17 protein-coding genes are annotated in these 19851 nt (G+C 41.9%); 8 read left to right on the plus strand and 9 right to left on the minus strand.

Annotated elements, in window-relative coordinates; translation table 11 throughout:
- Nucleotides 1-301: 301 nt before the first annotated feature.
- The 4 genes from LC608_RS14275 to LC608_RS14290 all read left to right on the plus strand — a co-directional run bounded on the left by LC608_RS14275 (nucleotide 302) and on the right by LC608_RS14290 (nucleotide 3917).
- The gene (locus tag LC608_RS14275) at nucleotides 302-1006 is read left to right on the plus strand and encodes a Crp/Fnr family transcriptional regulator (RefSeq protein ID WP_229554335.1); all 705 of its coding nucleotides are present in this window, start codon (nucleotides 302-304) and stop codon (nucleotides 1004-1006) included.
- 13 nt (nucleotides 1007-1019) lie between these two features.
- Nucleotides 1020-1760 (plus strand): DUF2232 domain-containing protein, encoded by a 741-nt coding sequence (locus LC608_RS14280; protein WP_229554180.1) that lies wholly within the window; start codon nucleotides 1020-1022, stop codon nucleotides 1758-1760.
- Nucleotides 1761-1809: 49 nt separating this feature from the next.
- Nucleotides 1810-3015 (plus strand): nicotinate mononucleotide-dependent phosphoribosyltransferase CobT, encoded by a 1206-nt coding sequence (gene cobT / locus LC608_RS14285; protein WP_229554181.1) that lies wholly within the window; start codon nucleotides 1810-1812, stop codon nucleotides 3013-3015.
- 305 nt (nucleotides 3016-3320) lie between these two features.
- Nucleotides 3321-3917 carry a PEP-CTERM sorting domain-containing protein gene (locus tag LC608_RS14290; RefSeq protein ID WP_229554182.1) on the plus strand — a complete coding sequence of 199 codons (597 nt, stop codon included), beginning with the start codon at nucleotides 3321-3323 and terminating at the stop codon, nucleotides 3915-3917.
- A 129-nt stretch (nucleotides 3918-4046) separates the two neighbouring features.
- Here the strand turns inward: LC608_RS14290 and LC608_RS14295 are convergent, their stop codons facing one another.
- Complete coding sequence (locus LC608_RS14295) at nucleotides 4047-6140, minus strand: di-heme oxidoredictase family protein (protein WP_229554183.1); 2094 nt, start codon at nucleotides 6138-6140, stop codon at nucleotides 4047-4049.
- Nucleotides 6141-6487: 347 nt separating this feature from the next.
- Nucleotides 6488-6856, minus strand: a complete 369-nt coding sequence (locus LC608_RS14300) for a hypothetical protein (RefSeq protein ID WP_229554184.1) — start codon at nucleotides 6854-6856, stop codon at nucleotides 6488-6490.
- Nucleotides 6857-7213: 357 nt separating this feature from the next.
- On the opposite strand from LC608_RS14300, the gene LC608_RS14305 reads away from it, so the two are divergent.
- Nucleotides 7214-8374, plus strand: coding sequence for an extracellular solute-binding protein (locus tag LC608_RS14305; protein WP_229554185.1), 1161 nt, complete (start codon nucleotides 7214-7216; stop codon nucleotides 8372-8374).
- Nucleotides 8375-8464: 90 nt separating this feature from the next.
- Here LC608_RS14305 and LC608_RS14310 read toward each other — a convergent pair whose 3' ends face one another.
- Nucleotides 8465-8992 carry a hypothetical protein gene (locus LC608_RS14310; RefSeq protein WP_229554186.1) on the minus strand — a complete coding sequence of 176 codons (528 nt, stop codon included), beginning with the start codon at nucleotides 8990-8992 and terminating at the stop codon, nucleotides 8465-8467.
- Nucleotides 8993-9039: 47 nt separating this feature from the next.
- Nucleotides 9040-9816 (minus strand): class I SAM-dependent methyltransferase, encoded by a 777-nt coding sequence (locus LC608_RS14315; RefSeq protein ID WP_229554187.1) that lies wholly within the window; start codon nucleotides 9814-9816, stop codon nucleotides 9040-9042.
- Between the two features lie 134 nt (nucleotides 9817-9950).
- On the opposite strand from LC608_RS14315, the gene LC608_RS14320 reads away from it, so the two are divergent.
- Nucleotides 9951-10838, plus strand: a complete 888-nt coding sequence (locus LC608_RS14320) for a LysR family transcriptional regulator (protein ID WP_229554188.1) — start codon at nucleotides 9951-9953, stop codon at nucleotides 10836-10838.
- A 22-nt stretch (nucleotides 10839-10860) separates the two neighbouring features.
- Here LC608_RS14320 and LC608_RS14325 read toward each other — a convergent pair whose 3' ends face one another.
- Nucleotides 10861-13470, minus strand: coding sequence for a U32 family peptidase (locus LC608_RS14325; RefSeq protein ID WP_229554189.1), 2610 nt, complete (start codon nucleotides 13468-13470; stop codon nucleotides 10861-10863).
- Nucleotides 13471-13767: 297 nt separating this feature from the next.
- Between LC608_RS14325 and LC608_RS14330 the strand changes: the two genes are divergently transcribed.
- Both LC608_RS14330 and LC608_RS14335 read left to right on the plus strand, forming a co-directional pair.
- Nucleotides 13768-14961 (plus strand): hypothetical protein, encoded by a 1194-nt coding sequence (locus LC608_RS14330; protein WP_229554190.1) that lies wholly within the window; start codon nucleotides 13768-13770, stop codon nucleotides 14959-14961.
- A gap of 58 nt (nucleotides 14962-15019) precedes the next feature.
- Entirely contained in the window at nucleotides 15020-15196 is a 177-nt protein-coding gene (locus LC608_RS14335; RefSeq protein WP_229554191.1) for a type II toxin-antitoxin system HicB family antitoxin, read from the plus strand.
- A gap of 55 nt (nucleotides 15197-15251) precedes the next feature.
- On the opposite strand, the gene LC608_RS14340 is transcribed toward LC608_RS14335, so the two are convergent.
- The 4 genes from LC608_RS14340 to LC608_RS14355 all read right to left on the minus strand — a co-directional run bounded on the left by LC608_RS14340 (nucleotide 15252) and on the right by LC608_RS14355 (nucleotide 19779).
- The gene (locus tag LC608_RS14340) at nucleotides 15252-15893 is read right to left on the minus strand and encodes a DUF3226 domain-containing protein (RefSeq protein ID WP_229554192.1); all 642 of its coding nucleotides are present in this window, start codon (nucleotides 15891-15893) and stop codon (nucleotides 15252-15254) included.
- A 2-nt stretch (nucleotides 15894-15895) separates the two neighbouring features.
- Nucleotides 15896-17074 carry an ATP/GTP-binding protein gene (locus tag LC608_RS14345; RefSeq protein WP_229554193.1) on the minus strand — a complete coding sequence of 393 codons (1179 nt, stop codon included), beginning with the start codon at nucleotides 17072-17074 and terminating at the stop codon, nucleotides 15896-15898.
- Between the two features lie 117 nt (nucleotides 17075-17191).
- On the minus strand, nucleotides 17192-17809 hold the full coding sequence (locus LC608_RS14350) for a Uma2 family endonuclease (protein ID WP_229554194.1): 618 nt from the start codon (nucleotides 17807-17809) through the stop codon (nucleotides 17192-17194).
- Between the two features lie 161 nt (nucleotides 17810-17970).
- Nucleotides 17971-19779 carry an ABC transporter ATP-binding protein gene (locus LC608_RS14355; protein ID WP_229554336.1) on the minus strand — a complete coding sequence of 603 codons (1809 nt, stop codon included), beginning with the start codon at nucleotides 19777-19779 and terminating at the stop codon, nucleotides 17971-17973.
- Between the last annotated feature and the right edge of the window lie 72 nt (nucleotides 19780-19851).

The raw sequence follows: 19851 nt of genomic DNA on the forward strand, positions 1-19851 counted from the left end.
TGAGCAATAATTTACTCCCTTTAGTATCATTAATGTTGTTTGCCTATATTGTGAACTAATCAAGTTTGCAGTGTAGCTAGCCCTAAGTAATACAACCGTCGGCTATAAACTACTTTTTGCAAAACTTTTACCCCGTTTAAACTTATAGGTAAAGATTATTTAGAAAAACGTTCTTGTCGCTTTCTTATGTAGCATAGTTTAGTTTTCTTTTTGAAAGGGAGCTGTGCAATGATAGCTTAGGCTGAAAATGGCACTCCTGTTTGTTGTGTGTATATATAGCCGCTTGAATAAAGATGTCGTAATGGAAGACCGATATAGCTTGCAAGCACAGGCTAATTCTTGGATGATCACGTCGTCGGCTCCCTTTTTTCAAGGGTTGCCAAAAAGTGCTGTAGAATCAGCCCTCATCCATCTTGTTACCCGCACTCACCCAGCCAATCAGGTAATTCTGCTAGAAAATGACTGGGGCGGTTCTGTGTATTTTATTCTGGACGGATGGGTAAAAATTCGCACCTACAATCTGGAGGGAAAAGAGGTAACGCTGAATATTCTTGGTAAAGGGGAATTGTTCGGTGAAATGGCGGCGCTAGATGAAGTGCCCCGATCTACAGATGTGATTACCTTGGCCCCAACGGTAATTGGTAGTATGCCTGCTCAGGATTTTGTCAAGTTACTTCAGATAGAACCCTTAGCGGGAGTTCGATTGGCGCAACTAATGGCACGACGCTTGCGGCAAGTAAATCGCCGATTGCGGTTGCGGGAATCTGATAGCCAGTCACGGGTGGCAGATACGTTGGTATTTTTGGCAGAAGGACAGGGAAAAAAAGGGCAAACAGGAACCGAAATCCCCAATTTACCTCATCGGGAATTGAGTAGTTTGAGCGGACTGGCGCGGGAAACTGTGACAAGAGTGTTGACAAGGCTAGAAAAAAAAGGCTTGATTAAACGGGATCAAGACACTATTTGTATTCCCGATTTGTCAGCCTTAGAAAGAATGATCGTTTAAAAACTTGTCAGATATGAGTATTTTAGATTCTTTGCCAGATGAGCCAGAGGAAGATCCATCGCCTGAGCCTTCAACTCCCCATAATCATTGGTTAGACAAAGAACAGCAGTTAATGCCTCCTCAACTCAAAGCTGATGCGCCCTTAAGGATGGTGGAAACGGCGTTTTTAGCAAGTACCGCTAGCTTGATTTGGTTTATTAATTTCTACTTTCCCTTAGGGCCAGTTTTACGGATATTTTTTCCGGTACCGATCGCTTTAGTTTATCTGCGTTGGGGCAGGCGTGCGGCATGGATGGCAGCACTCACCTCCGGGTTACTGCTGACAGTACTGATGGGGCCAGCCCGCAGTTTGCTGTTTGTGATGCCCTACGGGTTTATGGGCGTGCTTTTAGGAGCAACGTGGTATCGTCGTCGTGTTCCTTGGATTACTTCTATCACCTTGGGTACACTGTTGGGTACTTTGGGGGTCTTTTTTCGGCTGTGGTTGCTGTCTGTTTTGTCAGGTGAAGACCTATGGATTTATGTAATTACCCAGGTGACTGAGTTCATAGAGTGGGTATTTTTTAACTTGAGTTTGTTGACGAGTCCCAGTGTGTTTTTAATTCAAGTGGGAGCGATCGCTTTAATTGTACTCAACAACTTTATCTACCTTTTTGTGGTACACCTGGCAGCATGGTTGCTTTTTGATCGTCTAGGTAACCCCATTCCCCCTCCACCACGCTGGGTACAAGTCCTCATGGATTATGAAGGATAGTCATTTGTCATTTGTCATTTGTCTTTGGTTAAATGATAAGTCCTAACTAATGCCCAATTCCCAAATTCGTATTTATACGCAAAAAGAACAGGGTGAAGAATGGCTACGACGGTATCGTGGCTGTCTACCCGTATTTGCCTGTGTTTTAGGATTTACTGAAACTGGTTTAATTCCAGGGATTTCAGCAGCCGGTCGCACTCCAGAGGATCGGAAATATACTGCTTGTGCCGATGCCGAGTTTTTGTATTATGGCCCAGAACATAAAGCCCAATATCCCTTACCACCATTAGCGGCCGGGGCTTCACCTGTGCTGATTTCTCGCGCTGTGTTTGAGTCACTAAAGATACCAGTTCATTTGTTTAATGCTGGTTTACCTCAGCCTCCGGCTGTGCCAGTAATTGATTTGGGCGGCACGGCTGCTCGGTGTTTAAGTAGTGGTGCTGCTATGGAAATCACAACTGTATACCACTTGTTTAAACAAGGGCTACTTTGGGGCGAACGCCTTGCTGCCAATAACCAACATAACTATGTGATTCTCGGTGAGTGCGTCGTTGGAGGCACTACAACTGCCCTGGCAATCTTAACTGGTTTGGGTATAGATGCTGCCGGAAAAGTTAACAGTAGCCACCCTATTTGTAACCACGCGCAAAAGTGGGCACTAGTGCAAGCTGGGCTGGAGAAGATGAGGGGGAGCAGGGAGCTCTTAGCAGGGGGAGATGAGGGAGCAGGGGGAGAAAATTTTACTTTGTCCTCCTCATCTTCCCCAGTTAACCCCGTGCAACTCGTCGCTGCTGTGGGTGATCCGATGCAAGTAGTGGTGGCTGGGATGGCGATCGCTGCTAGTCGGAGTTGTGGTGTAATGCTTGCTGGTGGGACGCAAATGCTGGCGGTTTATGCGCTGATAAGTGCGATCGCTCAAGCTTACGCCTTATCATGGCAACCAAAAGAAGTAGTTGTAGGCACAACCCGATGGGTAGCAGAAGATCCTACTGGCGCTACAGTTGACTTAGCTCTCAGCTTAGAAAAAGCCAGCTTAACTCAGAGTGGAAGAACTCCTCCCCTATTAGCAACTCATCTAAGTTTTGCTGATTCTCGTTATCCCCAACTCAGAGCTTATGAGGAGGGCTTTGTGAAAGAAGGTATGGGTGCTGGAGCCGCTTGCATAGCCGCCCATCTTAGCCAAAATTGGCAGCAACACCAACTTTTGGCAGCCATTGAAGCCCAACTTGAACGGCTAAGTACAGCATTTCATTAATTCATAGCTAATGAAATTCGGCAAGACTCTGCGCCCCACCAAAGTTATAGGCGGAGGTTTCCTTTGCTCATACCTCTCTGTCTACGTTTAAAAGCGCTACAATCTTACGCAAAGCTTTACTTAGCCAAATCAATAGTTAATAATCTAATCGCCATTCAAATTGCATCTGCGTGTTTCACGAACTTTTGCTCTCAGGTAGCCAGAAACTCCTGACAACTCTTGTGTGTCTGTGCGTAAGAGTGTTTTTCTAGCAATTTGAACTACGCAACTTTGTTTACCTTCTTGTTTTTCAGGAGAATTATCTGATGAAATTAGTAAAAAAGCTTGGTATTGCTACCGCTAGTGCTGTTATCAGTATTACTGGTGTTGGTGCATCTTCTGCGGCACAAGCTGTACAGCTATTTGATTTTCAATACTCTTTTCCCAGTGATGGAGCAAATGGTACAGGGATTTCCGCTAGCGGCACTCTTAACACCACCGATTTAGATCCTATAAAAAACAATTACACAATCACAGGAATAACTGGAACAAGGACAATTCAAGGAATTTCCGAGACAATCATTGGCTTACTCTCACCAGGTACATATGGAATCAATGATAATCTGTTGAATGCGAGTACGCCGGTGTTAACCCAGAACGGTTTTTCTTACCTGGTTTCTGGGAGCGGAGAAGACGGAAATGGAAACGTTAACGTATTTTATAGTAGTTTCAATGAAGGTTATTCAGAGCTTTCAAGCGATGTAGATTATGGCAGCTTTAGTGTCTTACCACGTCCTGTTCCCGAACCTTACACAGTAAGTGGTTCATTGGTTGCTCTTAGTTTTGGCTGGTGGATGAAGCGAAAGCAAGCAGTAGCTTCCCAGAAGAAGCTCTATAAAAATATCTATCTGTTAGATTCATAGTGCATCTGCAATCTAGATTGCATTAAAAAAATGTGCTTGCTATCCTACTTTTACAGTAATACCAAGTCGCGTTCATGATATATCACTAGACGACTTGGTATTAACATAGAATATTAGCTGTAACTAAAATTAAAAACTTCCAGGATTGTCATCAAGTGCTAGCAAGAAATTAATTAGGTCTGTTTGCTGGTTTGAATTAAACCCAGACTGTCTATCTACGTAGAAATAATGACCAGTGCCATCAAGGTTACTACGCACTAAACTAGGGTTAGCTTTGTTAGCTTTCACAACTTTTGCACGAAGATCGCGATCAACCAAGGCACGCAAGCTGCTAGCTGGATCGGCAGGTATACCTTGACTGAGAGTGCCAGAAAGCCCTAAGCCAGTCTTGTCAACAACCGCGATTCCATTTGAGTCAACTTTCAGGCTTCCTGCTCGTACTGCTACACCACCATCATGCAAATATGGTGCGCTTAAATAAAGACCACGCAAGGAAGTAGTTTTGTAACCGCCTTTTGGCAATATACCTTTGGGTAGAGTCGTGGGACTATCGGAGATACCCTGTGTTGGTACATCCAGCACTTCAGCCTTAGCAGGTATGGGAACTGGAGTGTTTAAAGTATATAGCTTGGGTGGTACTAACAAATTACTCAGCCTCAAGCGAGATTGGGCACGAGCGGGGTTAGTACGAATTTCATCAATTGGATGAATTTTATTGTCAGTGAAGAAAGGTGGAATATGGCAAGTTGCACAATTAGCTTTCTCAAATACTTTTGCACCACGCTTAACAGAATTGCTGTTCAAGGCTTGCCAATTTTCCGAAGTCTGGTTGGCAGGTGGTACTAAGCTATTTTGGAAAGCAGACATAGCGTTGCTAGCAAATAAGAAAGTGCCACTAGCAATATCACTGGGCTTTCCAGTATTTGGGCTGAAAACTAAACCGTTGTAAGTAAATAAACTGGGACGTAAGTTTGGGTAATTTCCTGTGCCAGGAGCAGGAACTTGGTCTTCTAATTCTGCTTGTGTAGGATTCGGTGCAAGCTTCCGCAACCACTGTGAGGGTTTTACCGGAGGCCCTTCTGGTAAACGGAGGCTGGGAACAGCAGCATTTTGAAGAAATGTACCAATATAAACTTCTGGATCAATCCCAAGGGTTTTTGCACTAAGTTGAGCAGCTGCCGACAGATTGATTTCCGAAGAATGAACACCATTGCTGACAGCGCTGAGTCCCGCAAACGGCCCCACACCAAACTGCCCATCAAAGAAATAAGGATGATTCTTAAATGTGAACATACTCGGAATTTGAGTAGTATTGTTGAGACTATCTGATGAACTCTCAAAATTACCAAAAGGCACATCCAATACTGCATCGTCGAAAGCTTTTTCAAACTTTTCAGGATCAGGTAATTCTACTTTATTACCTTTACTATCCAGAATAATTTTTCCATTGCCTTTATATTGTGGATCTAGGGGATTAAACTTTAACCGCGAAAACCCTGCGGCTGAATTTGGTGCTAAAGCAACCAGCAGAGGCGTGGCAATTTCGCCATTAGGTACTCCCAAAAGACGTTTACCCTTATTTGAAAGAGATACATGGCACACAGCACAGGTAACATCAATGTTAGATGTGATTGCTAGCCCAATAGGAAAAGTTCCTCCCTTTTCCATTTTTAAGCCTGTATTGACGACAGCTCCTTTGGGAAAAGTTCGACTACCTAACGCTATATCCTTCTCAAGAATAATTTGTAAGTTCGTTGTCGGTTGACCTTGCAACTTAACTATTGCTGTCTGTAATTCTGGCAAAATTTTAGCAATGCCAAGTCCAAAACCAAATGCCCCTTGTAAACCAAATACGTCGCCAATCTTGCGGTTTAAGAATATATCTTCACCTTGGGCGATTAATTCCTTAGTAATTTTAACTGCCCCTACCCGTTGATAGGAAATGGGGTTATTAGGATCAAGTCCCTTATTTGCAACTACCCCTGCTGCTTCTTGAGGGCTAAGTAGTTTGCCGAAATAGTCGTAATAGCCTAGCGGTTGAGTAGGAGCAGGTTGCAAAAGGTCAATCTTAGCGAAAGCTGCCTGGCTGGTCATCAACCAATTTGATAACAAGATGCCAAAAACACTAATGATAAAAACGCAGATTAATAAGAAAAGCTTGGTTTTTGAAGCATACAATACCCTAAGAGCACCAGTCTTAGGGTTATTTTTTTTTTGTTTCATAGTGAGGTACTCACTAAAAGCTATAACGTAGATATATCATACTCTTACGTAAATATATGTAATAATGTGTTTAAGTTTTTTATCAATTTTATGGCTGGATTAGTTGCTTATACTTAATAAATATATAAACCTATCCTACTAATAATATTTATTGCTATAAAGCTTAAGCTTATTAAGGGCTAAAAACTAAAAATTAAGGTTTTCAAGCACATTTTACGGAAAGAAGTAGGGATTTTTAGAATAGTGGAATAGTGTCATGGACATAAAGCCATGATTTGGCATTGAATTTAAAGGCTTGCCTTCCCTACCTCCAGCCATTTTTTTAATTAGTAGAACTGAGATTAAATTTAATGAATTCTCTCTCTGAGTAATTGTTCTTCTAAGGCAGCAATGCGATTGTATGCTGCTGTTAATTGCGCTGTCAGTCGTTGTATTTGAATTTCTGGTGTTATATTATCTCCACCTTGACGATGCATATCTAGATAAATGCCATCTATCAAGACATCCTTGTGTTCCATTTCTGGATTTAAATTGTTACGTCTGAACTGGTAGCCACCAGTTGCGCCATTTTCCTGATAATTATCCTTTGCTTGTGTATTTGCTAAAGAACACTCTGAGAAAGCTTGAGTGACTTTATCATCAAGCTGCTCAATCACTTGGCAGAGGGCATCCAGTTTTTCGCTTAAAGTCAGGATTTGCTTCTGTAATGGCTCCATTTAATACCCTCATCCGTACATTTTCTTTATGTTATTCAATTTACTCTAAATCTTAACTATACTTAGGGATTATTTAAGTATTGATAATTTTTGGTGCAAATGTGACATTTAAATCATTACTTCTAAATATAAGTAAAGTTTGACCATAAGTACCATTAAGGAAATTTATAGATAAAAATTCATCTTTAGGCAGTTATTTGACGATAAAATCGATATTTTGAGTAAAAAACTCAGATTTATCGCCATTCCCAAGAAAAAATACCAATAATTTTCCAATTCCACTTTTTCACTTAGTCAGCCTCTGGTGAATCTTTGCTTAATATTAGGTATAATCTAAAATCTCAAAATCCAAAATCAATGGATCGACGGTCTTTTTTACTAAGTACAAGCACACTGGCACTTTCACAACTGCTTTTTGGCTGTGGTGGAAACAACCAGACACAACTAAAAGTACAGTTATTAAAAGGTTCTATACCTGGTCAGGTGGTTAATCAGTTCCACAAAGGTTTGCAGCAACAGGTGCAGTTAAAGTTTGCTCCGGTTGAGCAGATACAAGGTTTATTTCAGCAATTACAAAATTGGCAGCAGAAACCAAAAGCCACTGATGAGCAGGCATGGAGACGCTTTATACCCTTTATGCAAGGTCAAAAAACAGCTGATGCAGACCTGGTGACATTGGGAGATTACTGGCTAAAAGCAGCTATTGAGCAGAAACTGATTCAACCACTCCAAGAGGTGCAGGGAAACCAATTAAAGCAGTGGTCTGCTTTAGATGAAAGGTGGAAACAACTGGTAACGCGCAACGACCAAGGTAACTTGGATACTCAAGGGAAAGTGTGGGGTGCGCCTTATCGGTGGGGTAGCACAGTAATTGTTTATAACCGTGACAAGTTGCAAAAATTGGGATGGACGCCCAAAGATTGGAGTGATTTGTGGCGAGATGGATTGCAGGAGCACGTTTCGCTACTCAATCAACCACGAGAAGTTATTGGTCTAGTCTTAAAGAAGCTAGGAAAATCTTATAATACAGAGAATCTTGACCAAGTACCAGACTTGGAAAAGGAATTACAGACGTTAAACAAACAGGTCAAGTTCTACAGTTCCAATAACTACTTAGAACCTCTAATTATGGGAGACACTTGGGTAGCGGTTGGTTGGTCAAGCGATGTATTGCCAGTTCTGGGACGTTATCCGCAACTTGGTGCAGTTATTCCCCAGTCAGGAACAGCAATATGGGCAGACTTGTGGGTACGTCCCGCAGGTATTACTACTAAGAGTACTTTATCAGATCAATGGATTGACTTTTGTTGGCAACCAAGCACAGCTAAACAAATTTCGGTGCTGACCAAAAGTAATTCGCCAATTTCTACAAATATTGTCGCTTCCGATATCCAAGAACCATTATGGAGTTTCTTAGAGAGCAATCGCCAATTTTTTGATAAAAGCGAATTTTTGCTTCCCTTATCCCCATCAGCAATCAAACAATACGAGTCTTTATTCGCCAAAATTAAGGTTTAATTGGGAATTGGGCAATTCAATTTTAGATTTTGGATTGACAATTTTAGATTAAAATTTAATCCAAAATCCAAAACCTAAAATCTAAAATTACTAGAGTAAACGCTCTAACCCTATCTTGTTCTTAAAAGTCGTTTGGATATTGCATAAAGCTGGACTTATACTAAAGTTGCAAGTGTAGGTTGCCAAGGCTTCTTTTTGATAGTTAAATACCCGGACATTATAACCAAAGTTACGTGCAGCGCTACCCAAGCGATTTACGAAGTCGTAACGCTGTATAGAGTCTAGCAAGCTCCAAATTTGCTGATTCACGATCAAGTCTACTCGTGCAGGTTCTTTTTCAGAAGCTGGATATGCTATCCAATTATCCAATAGCTTTGTCTCAGAGTTTGCTTGTGCCCACCATAAACTGGGAACGGTTAATCGTTCTGGGTTTATGGTGTTAGCTGTGATTACATAGTCTTTTGGCTTGGTCAATAAATCTAGTTCCAGAGGCGCATTAGAAGGCGATGGTATTGGGCGGGTTTGCGCTAGCGAGGGCGGGACTAGTAAAGTGGTGAGGCTAATGGTTAGTAATAATGAAAGTAATCTGTGGCGAACGCACAATTTAGGTATATGCATAGCTGATACTAATTCGTAATTAAGGTATTAGTAATAATTCGCACATTTTAAAGTTTAATGGCAACGATGCGAATTCTTCGATAGTCTGCTAACCAACTTCCTTGTTGATACAATATTGGCTTAAGATATTCCTCAACGACGCGAATTACTTGTATTTGTTGCTCACTAGAAAGTCCTGCTAAAAAACTGCTGGCGAACATCCCAATCCAGTTTGCCATACCTGCTTCTCCTTCTGCTAAAGGAGTTGGACGAGCAAAAAGCATGGCATGAATAACATCAAAGCCTTGCTGTTCTAGTAAGGTGGCGTATTCACCAATACTAGGGAAATACCACGGATTTAGGGTTTGTGTGGGGATATTAATTGCTTCTAAGGCGCTTTCTAAAGCTGTGGCGATCGCTTGCACATTTCCCTTACCACCGAATTCTGCCACAAAACGGCCTCCGGGTTTTAGGGATTGATGGATGGAAGCGATCGCACTATCTGCTTCTTTCACCCAATGCAATACAGCGTTGGAAAACACAGCATCCAATGGCTTATCTACTTGAAAGTTCCTAGCATCAGCAGCATCAAAGCTGATATGGGGATAGTTTTCTCTGGCCTTTTCGATCATCGCGGGTGCAAAATCAACTCCCATGACTTCAGCACCAGCTTGGGCAATTTTTTCTGTGAGTTGTCCCGTACCACAGCCAAGATCCAAAATGGATTCTCCTGGCTGAGGGTTGAGGAATTTTAGTAAGTCCTCACCATACTGCCAGACAAAGGCGTGTTTATCTTGGTAGAGAGCAGCATCCCAAGAATTTTTAGGTATTGAAAGATTATTCATAAGTAGTGAAATTACAGTGTATTGATTTGCCGATTCATCACCGCCTAATTATCACAGTAGAAAATATTTTTAACTATGTCCAATATATATTTTTACCTTAACTAATATTTTAAAGATATGAGTTTAGGTAACAGATGGAACTACGACACTTGCGCTACTTTGTCACCTTGGCCGAAGAATTGCACTTTGGACGGGCGGCGGAACGATTACACATTGCCCAACCTCCCCTAAGTGAACAAATTCGGCAGCTAGAGGGAGAATTGGGTTTTGAACTGTTTTACCGCACGAAACGAAAAGTACAGTTAACAGAAGCGGGGCAAGTGTTTCTGGATGAAGTGCAGCAAATTATGAGGCAATTACAACAGGCAATCCAAGTCGGGCGGCAAACCAGTTGCGGCGAAATTGGACAGTTGGTGGTCGGCTTTGTCAGTTCTGTGGCGTATAATATTTTGCCTATTATTTTGCGAACCTTTCGTAGTTGCGTTCCTGGTGTGAGCATCGAGTTGCATGAACTGACTACAGATCAACAGTTAGAGTGGTTACGAGAAGGTCGAATGGATGTAGGATTATTGCGTCCACCCGTTGAAGAAAATAGATTTAGCTGCGAAACAATTTTTCAAGAGTCGCTGATGGTGGCACTACCTGAAGCACATTTGCTAGCGAGTCAATTTAATGTATGTTTGACATCCCTGGCCAATGAACCGTTTATTTTATTTCCCAGGATATTAGCACCAGGACTTTACGACTTAATCATTAGCCTCTGCCAGCAAGCAGGCTTTAGTCCCAAGGTTGCCCAAGAAGCTATCCAGATGCAAACGATTGTCAGCCTAGTAGCAGCCGAGATGGGTGTGGCGATCGTCCCAGCATCTTTGCAAAATTTGCAACGGATTGGGGTAATTTATAAAACTTTAGAAGAACCTACCTCAAAAGTAGCCATTGCAATGATTTGGCGAAACAATGAGACATCCCCAACCGTGTTGAGGCTTGTGGAAATAGTTAAACAAGCTGCCCAGCAGTGGTGAATAGGGCAGCTTACAATAATTATTATCGCAATGCAGACACTCCCATAGGGCCACGAGTTACGCCTAATTGATTTTGCAGTTTCAACTCCCGCCAGAGTTGGGAACCTGTAATCTCCCCTTGAAGTAGTTGACTATAATAATGTATTGTTTTACTCACTTGTTCTGGGGTTTCATTGACAAACTCAATGCGAAACTGACGTAATCCTAGTTCTATTAGGCGCTGTACGTACTCGGCTCCGGTTTGAGCAGTGCCGTTAAATACAGTATTGCGACAGCCTACATCTGCTTTGAGGACATGTTCGCTACCAACGCGATCGCGCAATTTCACTTCCTGCTTTTCACAAGGTCGCCCACAGTTAGTGTAGTCTGTACCTGTCGATAGAAAGGCACAAAATACACAATGTTCCATGTGAAACATCGGCATGTGTTGATGGATTGTCACCTCAAACCACTGGGGTGGGCAACTGGTGAGCAGGTCTTGTAGTTGGGTAATATTCAGGTCATAGGATGCCGTCAGCCTTTCTAAACCAAAGTTTTGCTGAAAGTAGTCTGCTGTTAAGGCATTAGCAACGTTGAGCGAAAAATCTCCAATACAACGGTCTTGGGCAAAAAATTTCAGTTGATTATAGTTCCGCACCAGATAGCCATCTGCTTCACAGGCACGGACTTGCTGCAAAATCCAGTTTTCCCCAGGTTTGGTAATTCGGGGTGGTGCAACCCAAATTGTGGGAAATGGGGATTGTTGCCTTTGTTTATGTACTAGCTGTACCGCTTCCCGGTAGGCGCGGGGGTCTTCAAATTCACAGTACAGCGTTTCAATACCAGCTTTGAGGGCGGCTTGGAGTTGCTTGAGGTTACGTACCAAGACTATGAGTGCAGGAGATGTAGCTTTAGCTTCCCGTAGGGTAGGTGATAAGGGAGATGAAGAGGGTACTAAGTCTTGGAAAGAAACATCAGAACGTAATTGCCAGCGTTTGGGTTGACTTCGCAATTCTTCCAACTGTGCTACGATTTCCCGCCGCATCCGGTTCAATTCACTGACGGGCAGCATAAAAGTACCACTGAGGTGGTTGGTTAGCGTTCCCAAACAGAAAGGTGTGTTACCGAGACGACCGAATTGTTCTTGTAAACGGTCTGTATTTAGGGGTTTGGTGTGTGCCTCCACCAGGGAAATTGCAGACTCTACTTGGACAATATTACCGAGTTGATCACGAGCGATCGCAATCAACGCCTGACTAACTTCTCCATAAACCTCCAAGTCAATCGGACGTTGAAATTGAGGATTCTCGCCAGCAAAACTTTGACGCAGTTGCTTATCTAATTCTGGATCATTGGTTTTCCAAATGCGATCGCCTATATGCACTCGGCGTAGGTTCAAGTCATTTCGCCCAAATGTCAGCATGGTTTCTTTACCTTTGGACACCACAGCATAAACCCGGCCGCCTTCTTCCTTCGCCTCTGGATGACCGCAGTCAAACACAATTCCATCTCCAGGTTTTACAGGCGCTTCTAGTTTGACTGTTACCTGTTCGTTGTGGATACGGCTGACTTCACCCAAATAAACGCCACGTTTTTTACCAAAGCGGGCGTGAACTAGTTCCTGATTATTAATCCCGCCAAACCAACCCGTGTAGAGTCCGCGAGAAAATGCCATTTCTAGGTTGTAGTGTTCTTGATTCGATTGACCTCTCCCCCAGCCCCTCTCCGAAACGGAGAGGGGAGCTTTTATTCCCCCTTCTCTTGTAGGGAAGGGGGTTAGGGGGTTAGGTCTTTCTAATTCCGCCATTACTCCATCCAAAGCTTGCCGATAAACACGGGTGACATTGGCAACATACTCTGGGGCTTTCAAACGACCTTCAATCTTGAGACAAGTTACTCCTGATTTGACCAAATCTGGCAGAACATCTAACCCTGCTAAGTCTTGAGGACTAAGTAAATATTTGCGTTCTTTTAAATTTACAACTTCGCCATCAGCGATTAAATCGTAGGGCATCCGGCAAGCTTGGGCACATTCACCTCGGTTTGCAGAACGTCCGCCTAAAGCCTCACTAGTCAAACACTGACCAGAATACGCTACGCACAAAGCACCGTGAACAAAAACTTCCAAGGGCAGCGAAGTTTCCTGTTGGGCAATCTGCTGCTGAATTTTATTGATTTCCTGAAGAGAACATTCACGCGCCAGCACCACTAATTGACAGCCGAGGGACTTGGCAAATTCCACCCCAGCCGCACTGGTGATCGTCATTTGGGTGGAAGCATGGATGGGAAAATCGGGCGACAGGTGACGGATGAGACGGCATATACCCACATCCTGGACAATTACCGCATCCACACCTGCGGCAATAATTGTGCGGAGATATTGCTGTGCTTCTGCTAGTTCTTTGGGAAATATTAGTGTATTGACAGTGACATAACCCTTTACGCCGCGACGGTGGAGGAATGTCATCAATTGGGGTAAGTCTGCCTCAGTAAAGTTTTGTGCCCGCATTCTGGCGTTGAAGCGATCCAAACCGAAGTAAATCGCATCTGCCCCATTTTCCACAGCAGCTTTAGCACAGTCCCAGTTACCTGCTGGCGCGAGTAGTTCAGGACGTTGAAGAGAAGGAGGGGGAGAGGGGCGATCGCTTTTCATCAGATTTAGGGAGGGTTAACTAGCACCATAGTGATTTTATCGAAGTTATTGAGGATGGTGGGGCGATCGCTCTTTTGTATAAAAGAAGTGATATATCAAGGATATTGCTGGGAATACTGAGATTAAGTCTATTTTGCAACAACTATGGTTAATCCATTTACTCAGCGACCAGAACCACATTTGTTTAAGGGAGGAAATGCCTCCGATTACGAGGTATTTACTGGTGAAGCAGGTACTTGGTGTACACGTCATAGTGTAAGCGGAGAGACAATTCAATCCGTTAGACCAGCTATTGATATGTTTAATATTGCTAATTTGGGAGTAAATATACTCAATCTTGGTGTAGGGATTTACAATTCTGTCCAACTTTACAAGATTAAAAAGAAGTTAGACCGGAATCAAGATCAGATTCAATTCTGTGTTGAGGAGTTAGATAGAAATCATGAACAAGTTCAAGTAGTCTCAGATAAATTAGACAGAAATAATGAACAGATCCAGACTTGTTTTAACAGTATTCAAAATGCCCTTACTGTTCAACACCGCACTCTTGAGTTATTAGTTTGTAATCAGTGCAATTTAGCAAATCAAATGAATATTCTCCGTGAGGAGATGCGTACAGGTTTTCAAAATGTTGTAGAAGAAGTTAAAGATTTAGAAGCTCGGAGGCGTAGAGAAGAGTTTGAGACTAGAACTTTTAAACTACTTAAAACCTATGAACGATTTACCTATATACTGCCTGAATTACTAGAAGCAGATCAACTTATTGAAAGAGCCGAGGATTTAGAAGCTTGGCTGCGAACTCAACTTAATCGTATTGATAAAGGCAAACCGGAAAGATTACCACTATTGGTGGCTCTTGCTTTTAGTGTCAGAGCAAAAGCTGATGCGTTTGAAGCTAAAGGGGGAGATTACACAAGTTTTGCTACTAAAGATATTGGTCTACTAATAAATCAACTTCGTGATGAGGCTAGTGCATTTTGTGAGGGACGCAGTTTATATACTCTTGGGGTAGAAATGCCAGAAATACTCTATCAATATGCCCTATTAAATCGAAGTCTTTGTAAAGGGTATGAATTTCAGAAAAAAATTAAGCAAGCTGATTCTGAAGTTATTTTTTCAGAAGAGGAGTTGACTTGGGACGATGAGATGCAGGAATTAAGAGAAATATTTAAACCGAAGCCTGAAGATACTGAAATGCTTACTGGAAAGCTACTAGTTAAACTAAATACTTTAGTAGACTACGATTGGTATATAGGCTTTGCAGATGAGGATAGACATAATTTTAGTGTCCATTCCCGCCCTACAATACCACTTGGTGATATCCTGCAAAAAATAGGTCATCCTGATCCTCAGAATGGGCAAATTAGAAAAACGGATCTCAATGCTTTGATGCTTTTTGCTCTTCCCGAAAAAGGTAACAAGATTTCTCATCTTATACAAACCGAGTTTACGTTAGAAGCTTCCCCTAAACTTCTTGGCTTTGGAGATTAGAAGAATGAGCGATCGCTACAGTATGGTAATTCAATAGTTAAATGAAGATAATTGCTACTTGGTACATTTACCGGAATTCCCTTGGCAGCAATTCCACACTCATGGTAAGACTTATGAAGAAGCTGCTAAACATGGGCAAGAGGTAATTGAATCTCTGATCGAATGGTATGGAGAGCAAGGAAAACCTTTGCCAGAGCCAATTACTTTTCCTCAGAAACCGTTAAAAGTGGCTTAAATCTTTTGCATAGATAGAGCGATCGCTATTTTTTACTACCTAATTCATCTGAGGGTTATAAATCGTATAAAGTCTTAAACCAGGTTACGAATGTCTGTGCTTTTGGATGCTGTGGATTCAGAATTTCTTCCTTGATAGCGTTATGGAGTTGTCGTCCTGGTGGCTTTTGCCAAGCTAACCATGTGTAAATGTAAGCTTTATCAATATGAGAATCTATAAATGGTGCCCCTCTATTTTTTGCTTCTGCTACAACTTCCTGAGCATATTGCCAGAGAAGTTCACTTTCATCTCGAATCATATAAGCTAAAAAAGTTTCTAACATACCTCGCATCAGGTTATCTGGCATAATCCAGACCCCAAACTTAATTCCATTTGTGGTGAGGAGTAGTCCTATTTCTGGTATTTGCTCAGGAATATCAGGAATACTTGGTAAACAAGCGTTTCGAATACTTCTCCAACGTATATCTGGATCGTCATCCGCATCTACCATCAAACCCAGATGTGTCAATCCTGCTCCTTTCAATCGAGCTGATATTCTATAAGGATTAATGAATCCATCGCCACCATAGTTTTCAATCTCGACAGGATGCTTATCTTTTTCCCAGATAATTCCGTTAGCTTCCATGAGATATGGTATTACTCGCTTGTCTTGTTCACCCTCCACAATAAGTTTTTTGGTTCTATAACTGCTTGTCATTACTAACGTACCTCAATGTTTTCTTCAGCAGCGATGACAATTTCAGGTTCAATAAAAACTACACTTGCTTCTTTACCTTTCTCGATTCTGTGAATTCTAATACCATCCTCAGTTGCATCTTCCTGTTCTGCAATACTAGCTAAACTTGTCCAACAATCACTATTGTGTGTAGTTGCGAAAACTTGCACATTTAACCTTTTGGCTGTTTCCCAAATCAGTTTCCACATGTCAGACATAGCCGTAAAATGGAGTCCGGTATCAATCTCATCAACAAATAAGTATCCATCTTTAGAACATACTGTAGCTAGTGCTAGTCCTAAGATCCGCCAAATACCATCACCCATGCTGCCAATTGGTACACGCTGATTACTATCAGAAAGAAGCACGAAAAAACCGCCCCGCGAATCTAAGGAATACCTGGACTTTCGAGAACTAACGGGAGCAATCCGTTGAATTTTAGAGTCTATTCTATGAAGTGCTTGCTCTACAAGTTTTTCTTCAGGCGTTAGTACTATTTGATCAAATAGTTCAATCATTTTCTCGGTTCCTAGAGAAGATGATGTGACAAATTGTATTTTTGGTGAATAATTCTTAGTATCTCTACGCAATTGTCCAGTATAATTATCTACAGCAAGTCCACCATTAGCTGATAGCGGTAGTATCCAAGGCTTTTCTTGTCGCCCATAATTCCACTTAATACTGAAATCTAGTTCCCTTAATGCATCTGGGACTTCATCATATAGAAACTCAGGCGATGAGCTAAGTGACTCTTTTGAGGAAATTTTACGTACTTCTATTGATACAACAAGCTCCTCTTGAATATTGCCATTAGTACCCGTTATTGAAAATTTGCTACCCAATTCAATCTCGTGACCATAAAAAAGGTGACGAACATCAAGGTCTTGAACTGGCCTTAACCTACGTTCAGTACGCTCATCATCAAAAAAATATTCACTCCGGTTAGTCATTGTCTGACGTAGTGGATCAAGATTATTTCGTGAGCATAAAAGTTGAATAGCTTCCAGTATTGATGTTTTACCGATATTATTTTTACCAACAAGTAGGTTAACTCTACCAAGTTGCTGAAGCTCAAAAGATTGGAAACTGCGGAAATTTTCTATTTTTATCGTCTTCAACATAATTTTGCTAGCCGGAGACAACAAAGAGTTAATGACTGGCATTAGTATAAGCAGTCCTAACACCTCTTACTTTAGCAAAAACAGTCCAATATCTTCTCTGCGTTCGCGTAGCGCGTCGCAGACAGACGCTACGCGAACGATAAGCTATGCTTACGCACTTTACCCCAATCCTTCAATATCAGCACTTTCCCCTTCGGACTCAACAGGCTCAAACTTTACCTTATTGTATAAATCTTGTAGAGAAATCTCAAAGGGTACGGTTACAAGTGCGATCGCTTCATCTTCTTCATCATATTCACGAAGCGTCCATTGTTTTTTCCCAGTTTTAGAAAATTGATCTACATGAATCCCTGTTTGATCAATTAATAGATATTCTTGGAAAGTAGAAATAGTTCGGTAAGCCTGAAATTTATCTTCGCGGTCATACCCTTTGGTCGATTTTAATAAAACCTCAACAATGATCTGTGGGTTCAAAATTATATCCATTCTGTTGTTAAAAAACTCTGGTTCACCTGCCAGAATCATCACATCGGGATAAGTGTATGTACACTTTTTGGGTATCCATAGACGAACATCACCCATGAAAACTTCGTAATCTCGCTGGCGAAACGCAAAATTTAAGGCAGCACTTAGATTCAGAGAGATTCGATTATGATTTGCTGTTTTACCCGCCATAGGAATTATTTGCCCGTCAATGTATTCACATTTAGAGTCAGTACCTTCTTCTAGTTCTAAATATTCTTCTGGTGTGTAGTATCGTTGTTGTGTAACTTGCATAATTTTATCAAATAACAACTGCACTCAAGGGATTTCAGCAATTTATATCGAACAGTCTAACGTAGTTATATCAGAGGCTAGATGCTGTGACAAAGTGGGCGTAGGCGCAGCCCAACCTAGGTATCGCTATCTCAATTCACAAAGTTTATTAGCTTTCTTTCCTATTGATAACCGGCTGCTTGTAACAGAAACAACTTGGCATAACGTCCTCCTAGCTGTAAGAGTTCTTCGTGAGTTCCCTGTTCTATAACTTCCCCGTTTTCTATAACTAGAATTTTGTCAGCCATTCTTACCGTTGAGAAACGATGGGAAATCAAAAGTACCATCTGATTTTTAGTAACAGTGCGAAAATGATTGAAAATCTCAAACTCAGCTTGGGCATCTATTGCCGATGTTGGTTCATCTAACACCAAGATATCTGCTTGCGATCGCATAAAAGCACGAGAGAGAGCAATTTTCTGCCACTGTCCCCCCGAAAGTTCCTGTCCTCCCTTAAACCAACGACCAAGTTGAGTCTGGAAACTTTGGGGTAATTGATCAATAAAAGATTGCGCCATACCTTTTTCAGCAGCAGTTTGCCAACGGGTTTTGTTTTCGAGATGTTCTACATCACCGACGCCAATATTCTCCCCTACAGTGAACTGGTAGCGGACAAAGTTCTGAAAAATCACACCAATCCGACGCCGCAGCACATCCACATCCCATTCCTGCAAGTCCAAGCCATCTAAGAAAATTCGCCCAGAGTCTGGCGTGTAGAGTCGGGTAAGTAGTTTGATTAAGGTAGTTTTACCGGAACCATTTTCACCGACAATTGCCAGTTTCTCTCTGGGTTTCAAATGTAGAGAAATGTTTGTCAATGCTGGCTTAGAACTTCCTGGATAAGTGAATGATACGTTTTCAAAACGGATACCATCTTGGGGATTTAAACCAATGGTTGCCTTACCCCAAGATTTTGGTACTTCTTCTTCCAGAAAATCGTAGAGATTTGATAGATATAGGTTATCTTCATACATCCCTCCAATAGAAGTGAGGGCATTGGAGAAAGTAGACTGTCCTTGGCGAAACACAGTGAGATACATTGTCATATCTCCCAAGGAAATCTTACCTCGCACTGTTTCCAGTACAATCCAAGCATAAGCTAGATAAAAAGCACCAGTACTGACTAAACCCAGGAGATACCCCCACAGTCCTCGCCGGAGGGTCAAATCGCGGTCTTCACCATATAGTTGCTCAAACAGGTTGCGGTAACGTCCTAGCAACATCTCTCCTAGCTGGTAGAGTTTGACTTCTGTGACAAAATCTTCTCTTGCTAGCAGATTTTCTAAGTAGTGCTGTTGACGAGTTTCTGCCGCACGCCAACTAAACAAGCGAAAGCCTTCTCCAGCAAACTTTGTTTCGGAAATAAATACAGGCATAGCTGCCAAAATCAGCACCACCACCGCCCAACCTGAGAAATTTACTAGCAAAATACCGTAGGTGAACAGGGAAAGGGCATTTTGCACTAACCCAAAGGTGCGGTTTACTAAAGAAAGGGGACGAACTGATGCTTCTCGTCGGGCATTGGTTAATTTGTCATAAAATTCTGAGTCTTCAAACTGCCTAAGATCAAGTGTCAGCGCCTTTTCTAAGATAAGTACATTCACTCGCTGACCCATTAGCGCCCGCAATAACGACTGACAAATGGTGATTCCCCGTTGACTGCCTGCTAGTAAAATTACAGCGATCGCTTCTAATCCTACATAAGATAGGGAAGGATAAATATTGACAAAACCATTGCTCTGTGAGTTAACTTCAGAGGCAAATACCACTGCATCAACAATTAACTTACTGATGTAGGATATCGCCGCCGGTAAAAGACCAGCAACTAAAGTTAAACTAGCCAGAAGAATAGTAAGTGCTCGGCTAGTAGTCCATACTAGGCTTACAGCCCGTCCACTGTAACGGAAAACCGTCAGTGATTGGCGTAGGATATTTCTTTTTTTTTAATTTTCATCTTTTTTTTTGGCGAGATATCCCACCTTGGGCGGATCTTCCTGACTCTA

Origin of the sequence: Nostoc sp. XA010, assembly GCF_020829625.1 — a bacterium.
GTDB lineage: Bacteria > Cyanobacteriota > Cyanobacteriia > Cyanobacteriales > Nostocaceae > Nostoc.

Coding starts and splice junctions, on each gene's coding strand:
- LC608_RS14330 (WP_229554190.1), top strand. CDS start 13,768: ATGTTTAATATTGCTAATTTGGGAGTAAATATACTCAATCTTGGTGTA.
- LC608_RS14310 (WP_229554186.1), bottom strand. CDS start 8,992: ATGCATATACCTAAATTGTGCGTTCGCCACAGATTACTTTCATTATTA.
- LC608_RS14295 (WP_229554183.1), bottom strand. CDS start 6,140: ATGAAACAAAAAAAAAATAACCCTAAGACTGGTGCTCTTAGGGTATTG.
- LC608_RS14275 (WP_229554335.1), top strand. CDS start 302: ATGGAAGACCGATATAGCTTGCAAGCACAGGCTAATTCTTGGATGATC.
- LC608_RS14340 (WP_229554192.1), bottom strand. CDS start 15,893: ATGACAAGCAGTTATAGAACCAAAAAACTTATTGTGGAGGGTGAACAA.
- LC608_RS14320 (WP_229554188.1), top strand. CDS start 9,951: ATGGAACTACGACACTTGCGCTACTTTGTCACCTTGGCCGAAGAATTG.
- LC608_RS14345 (WP_229554193.1), bottom strand. CDS start 17,074: ATGCCAGTCATTAACTCTTTGTTGTCTCCGGCTAGCAAAATTATGTTG.
- LC608_RS14305 (WP_229554185.1), top strand. CDS start 7,214: ATGGATCGACGGTCTTTTTTACTAAGTACAAGCACACTGGCACTTTCA.
- LC608_RS14315 (WP_229554187.1), bottom strand. CDS start 9,816: ATGAATAATCTTTCAATACCTAAAAATTCTTGGGATGCTGCTCTCTAC.
- LC608_RS14280 (WP_229554180.1), top strand. CDS start 1,020: ATGAGTATTTTAGATTCTTTGCCAGATGAGCCAGAGGAAGATCCATCG.
- LC608_RS14290 (WP_229554182.1), top strand. CDS start 3,321: ATGAAATTAGTAAAAAAGCTTGGTATTGCTACCGCTAGTGCTGTTATC.
- LC608_RS14300 (WP_229554184.1), bottom strand. CDS start 6,856: ATGGAGCCATTACAGAAGCAAATCCTGACTTTAAGCGAAAAACTGGAT.
- LC608_RS14350 (WP_229554194.1), bottom strand. CDS start 17,809: ATGCAAGTTACACAACAACGATACTACACACCAGAAGAATATTTAGAA.
- LC608_RS14325 (WP_229554189.1), bottom strand. CDS start 13,470: ATGAAAAGCGATCGCCCCTCTCCCCCTCCTTCTCTTCAACGTCCTGAA.
- cobT (WP_229554181.1), top strand. CDS start 1,810: ATGCCCAATTCCCAAATTCGTATTTATACGCAAAAAGAACAGGGTGAA.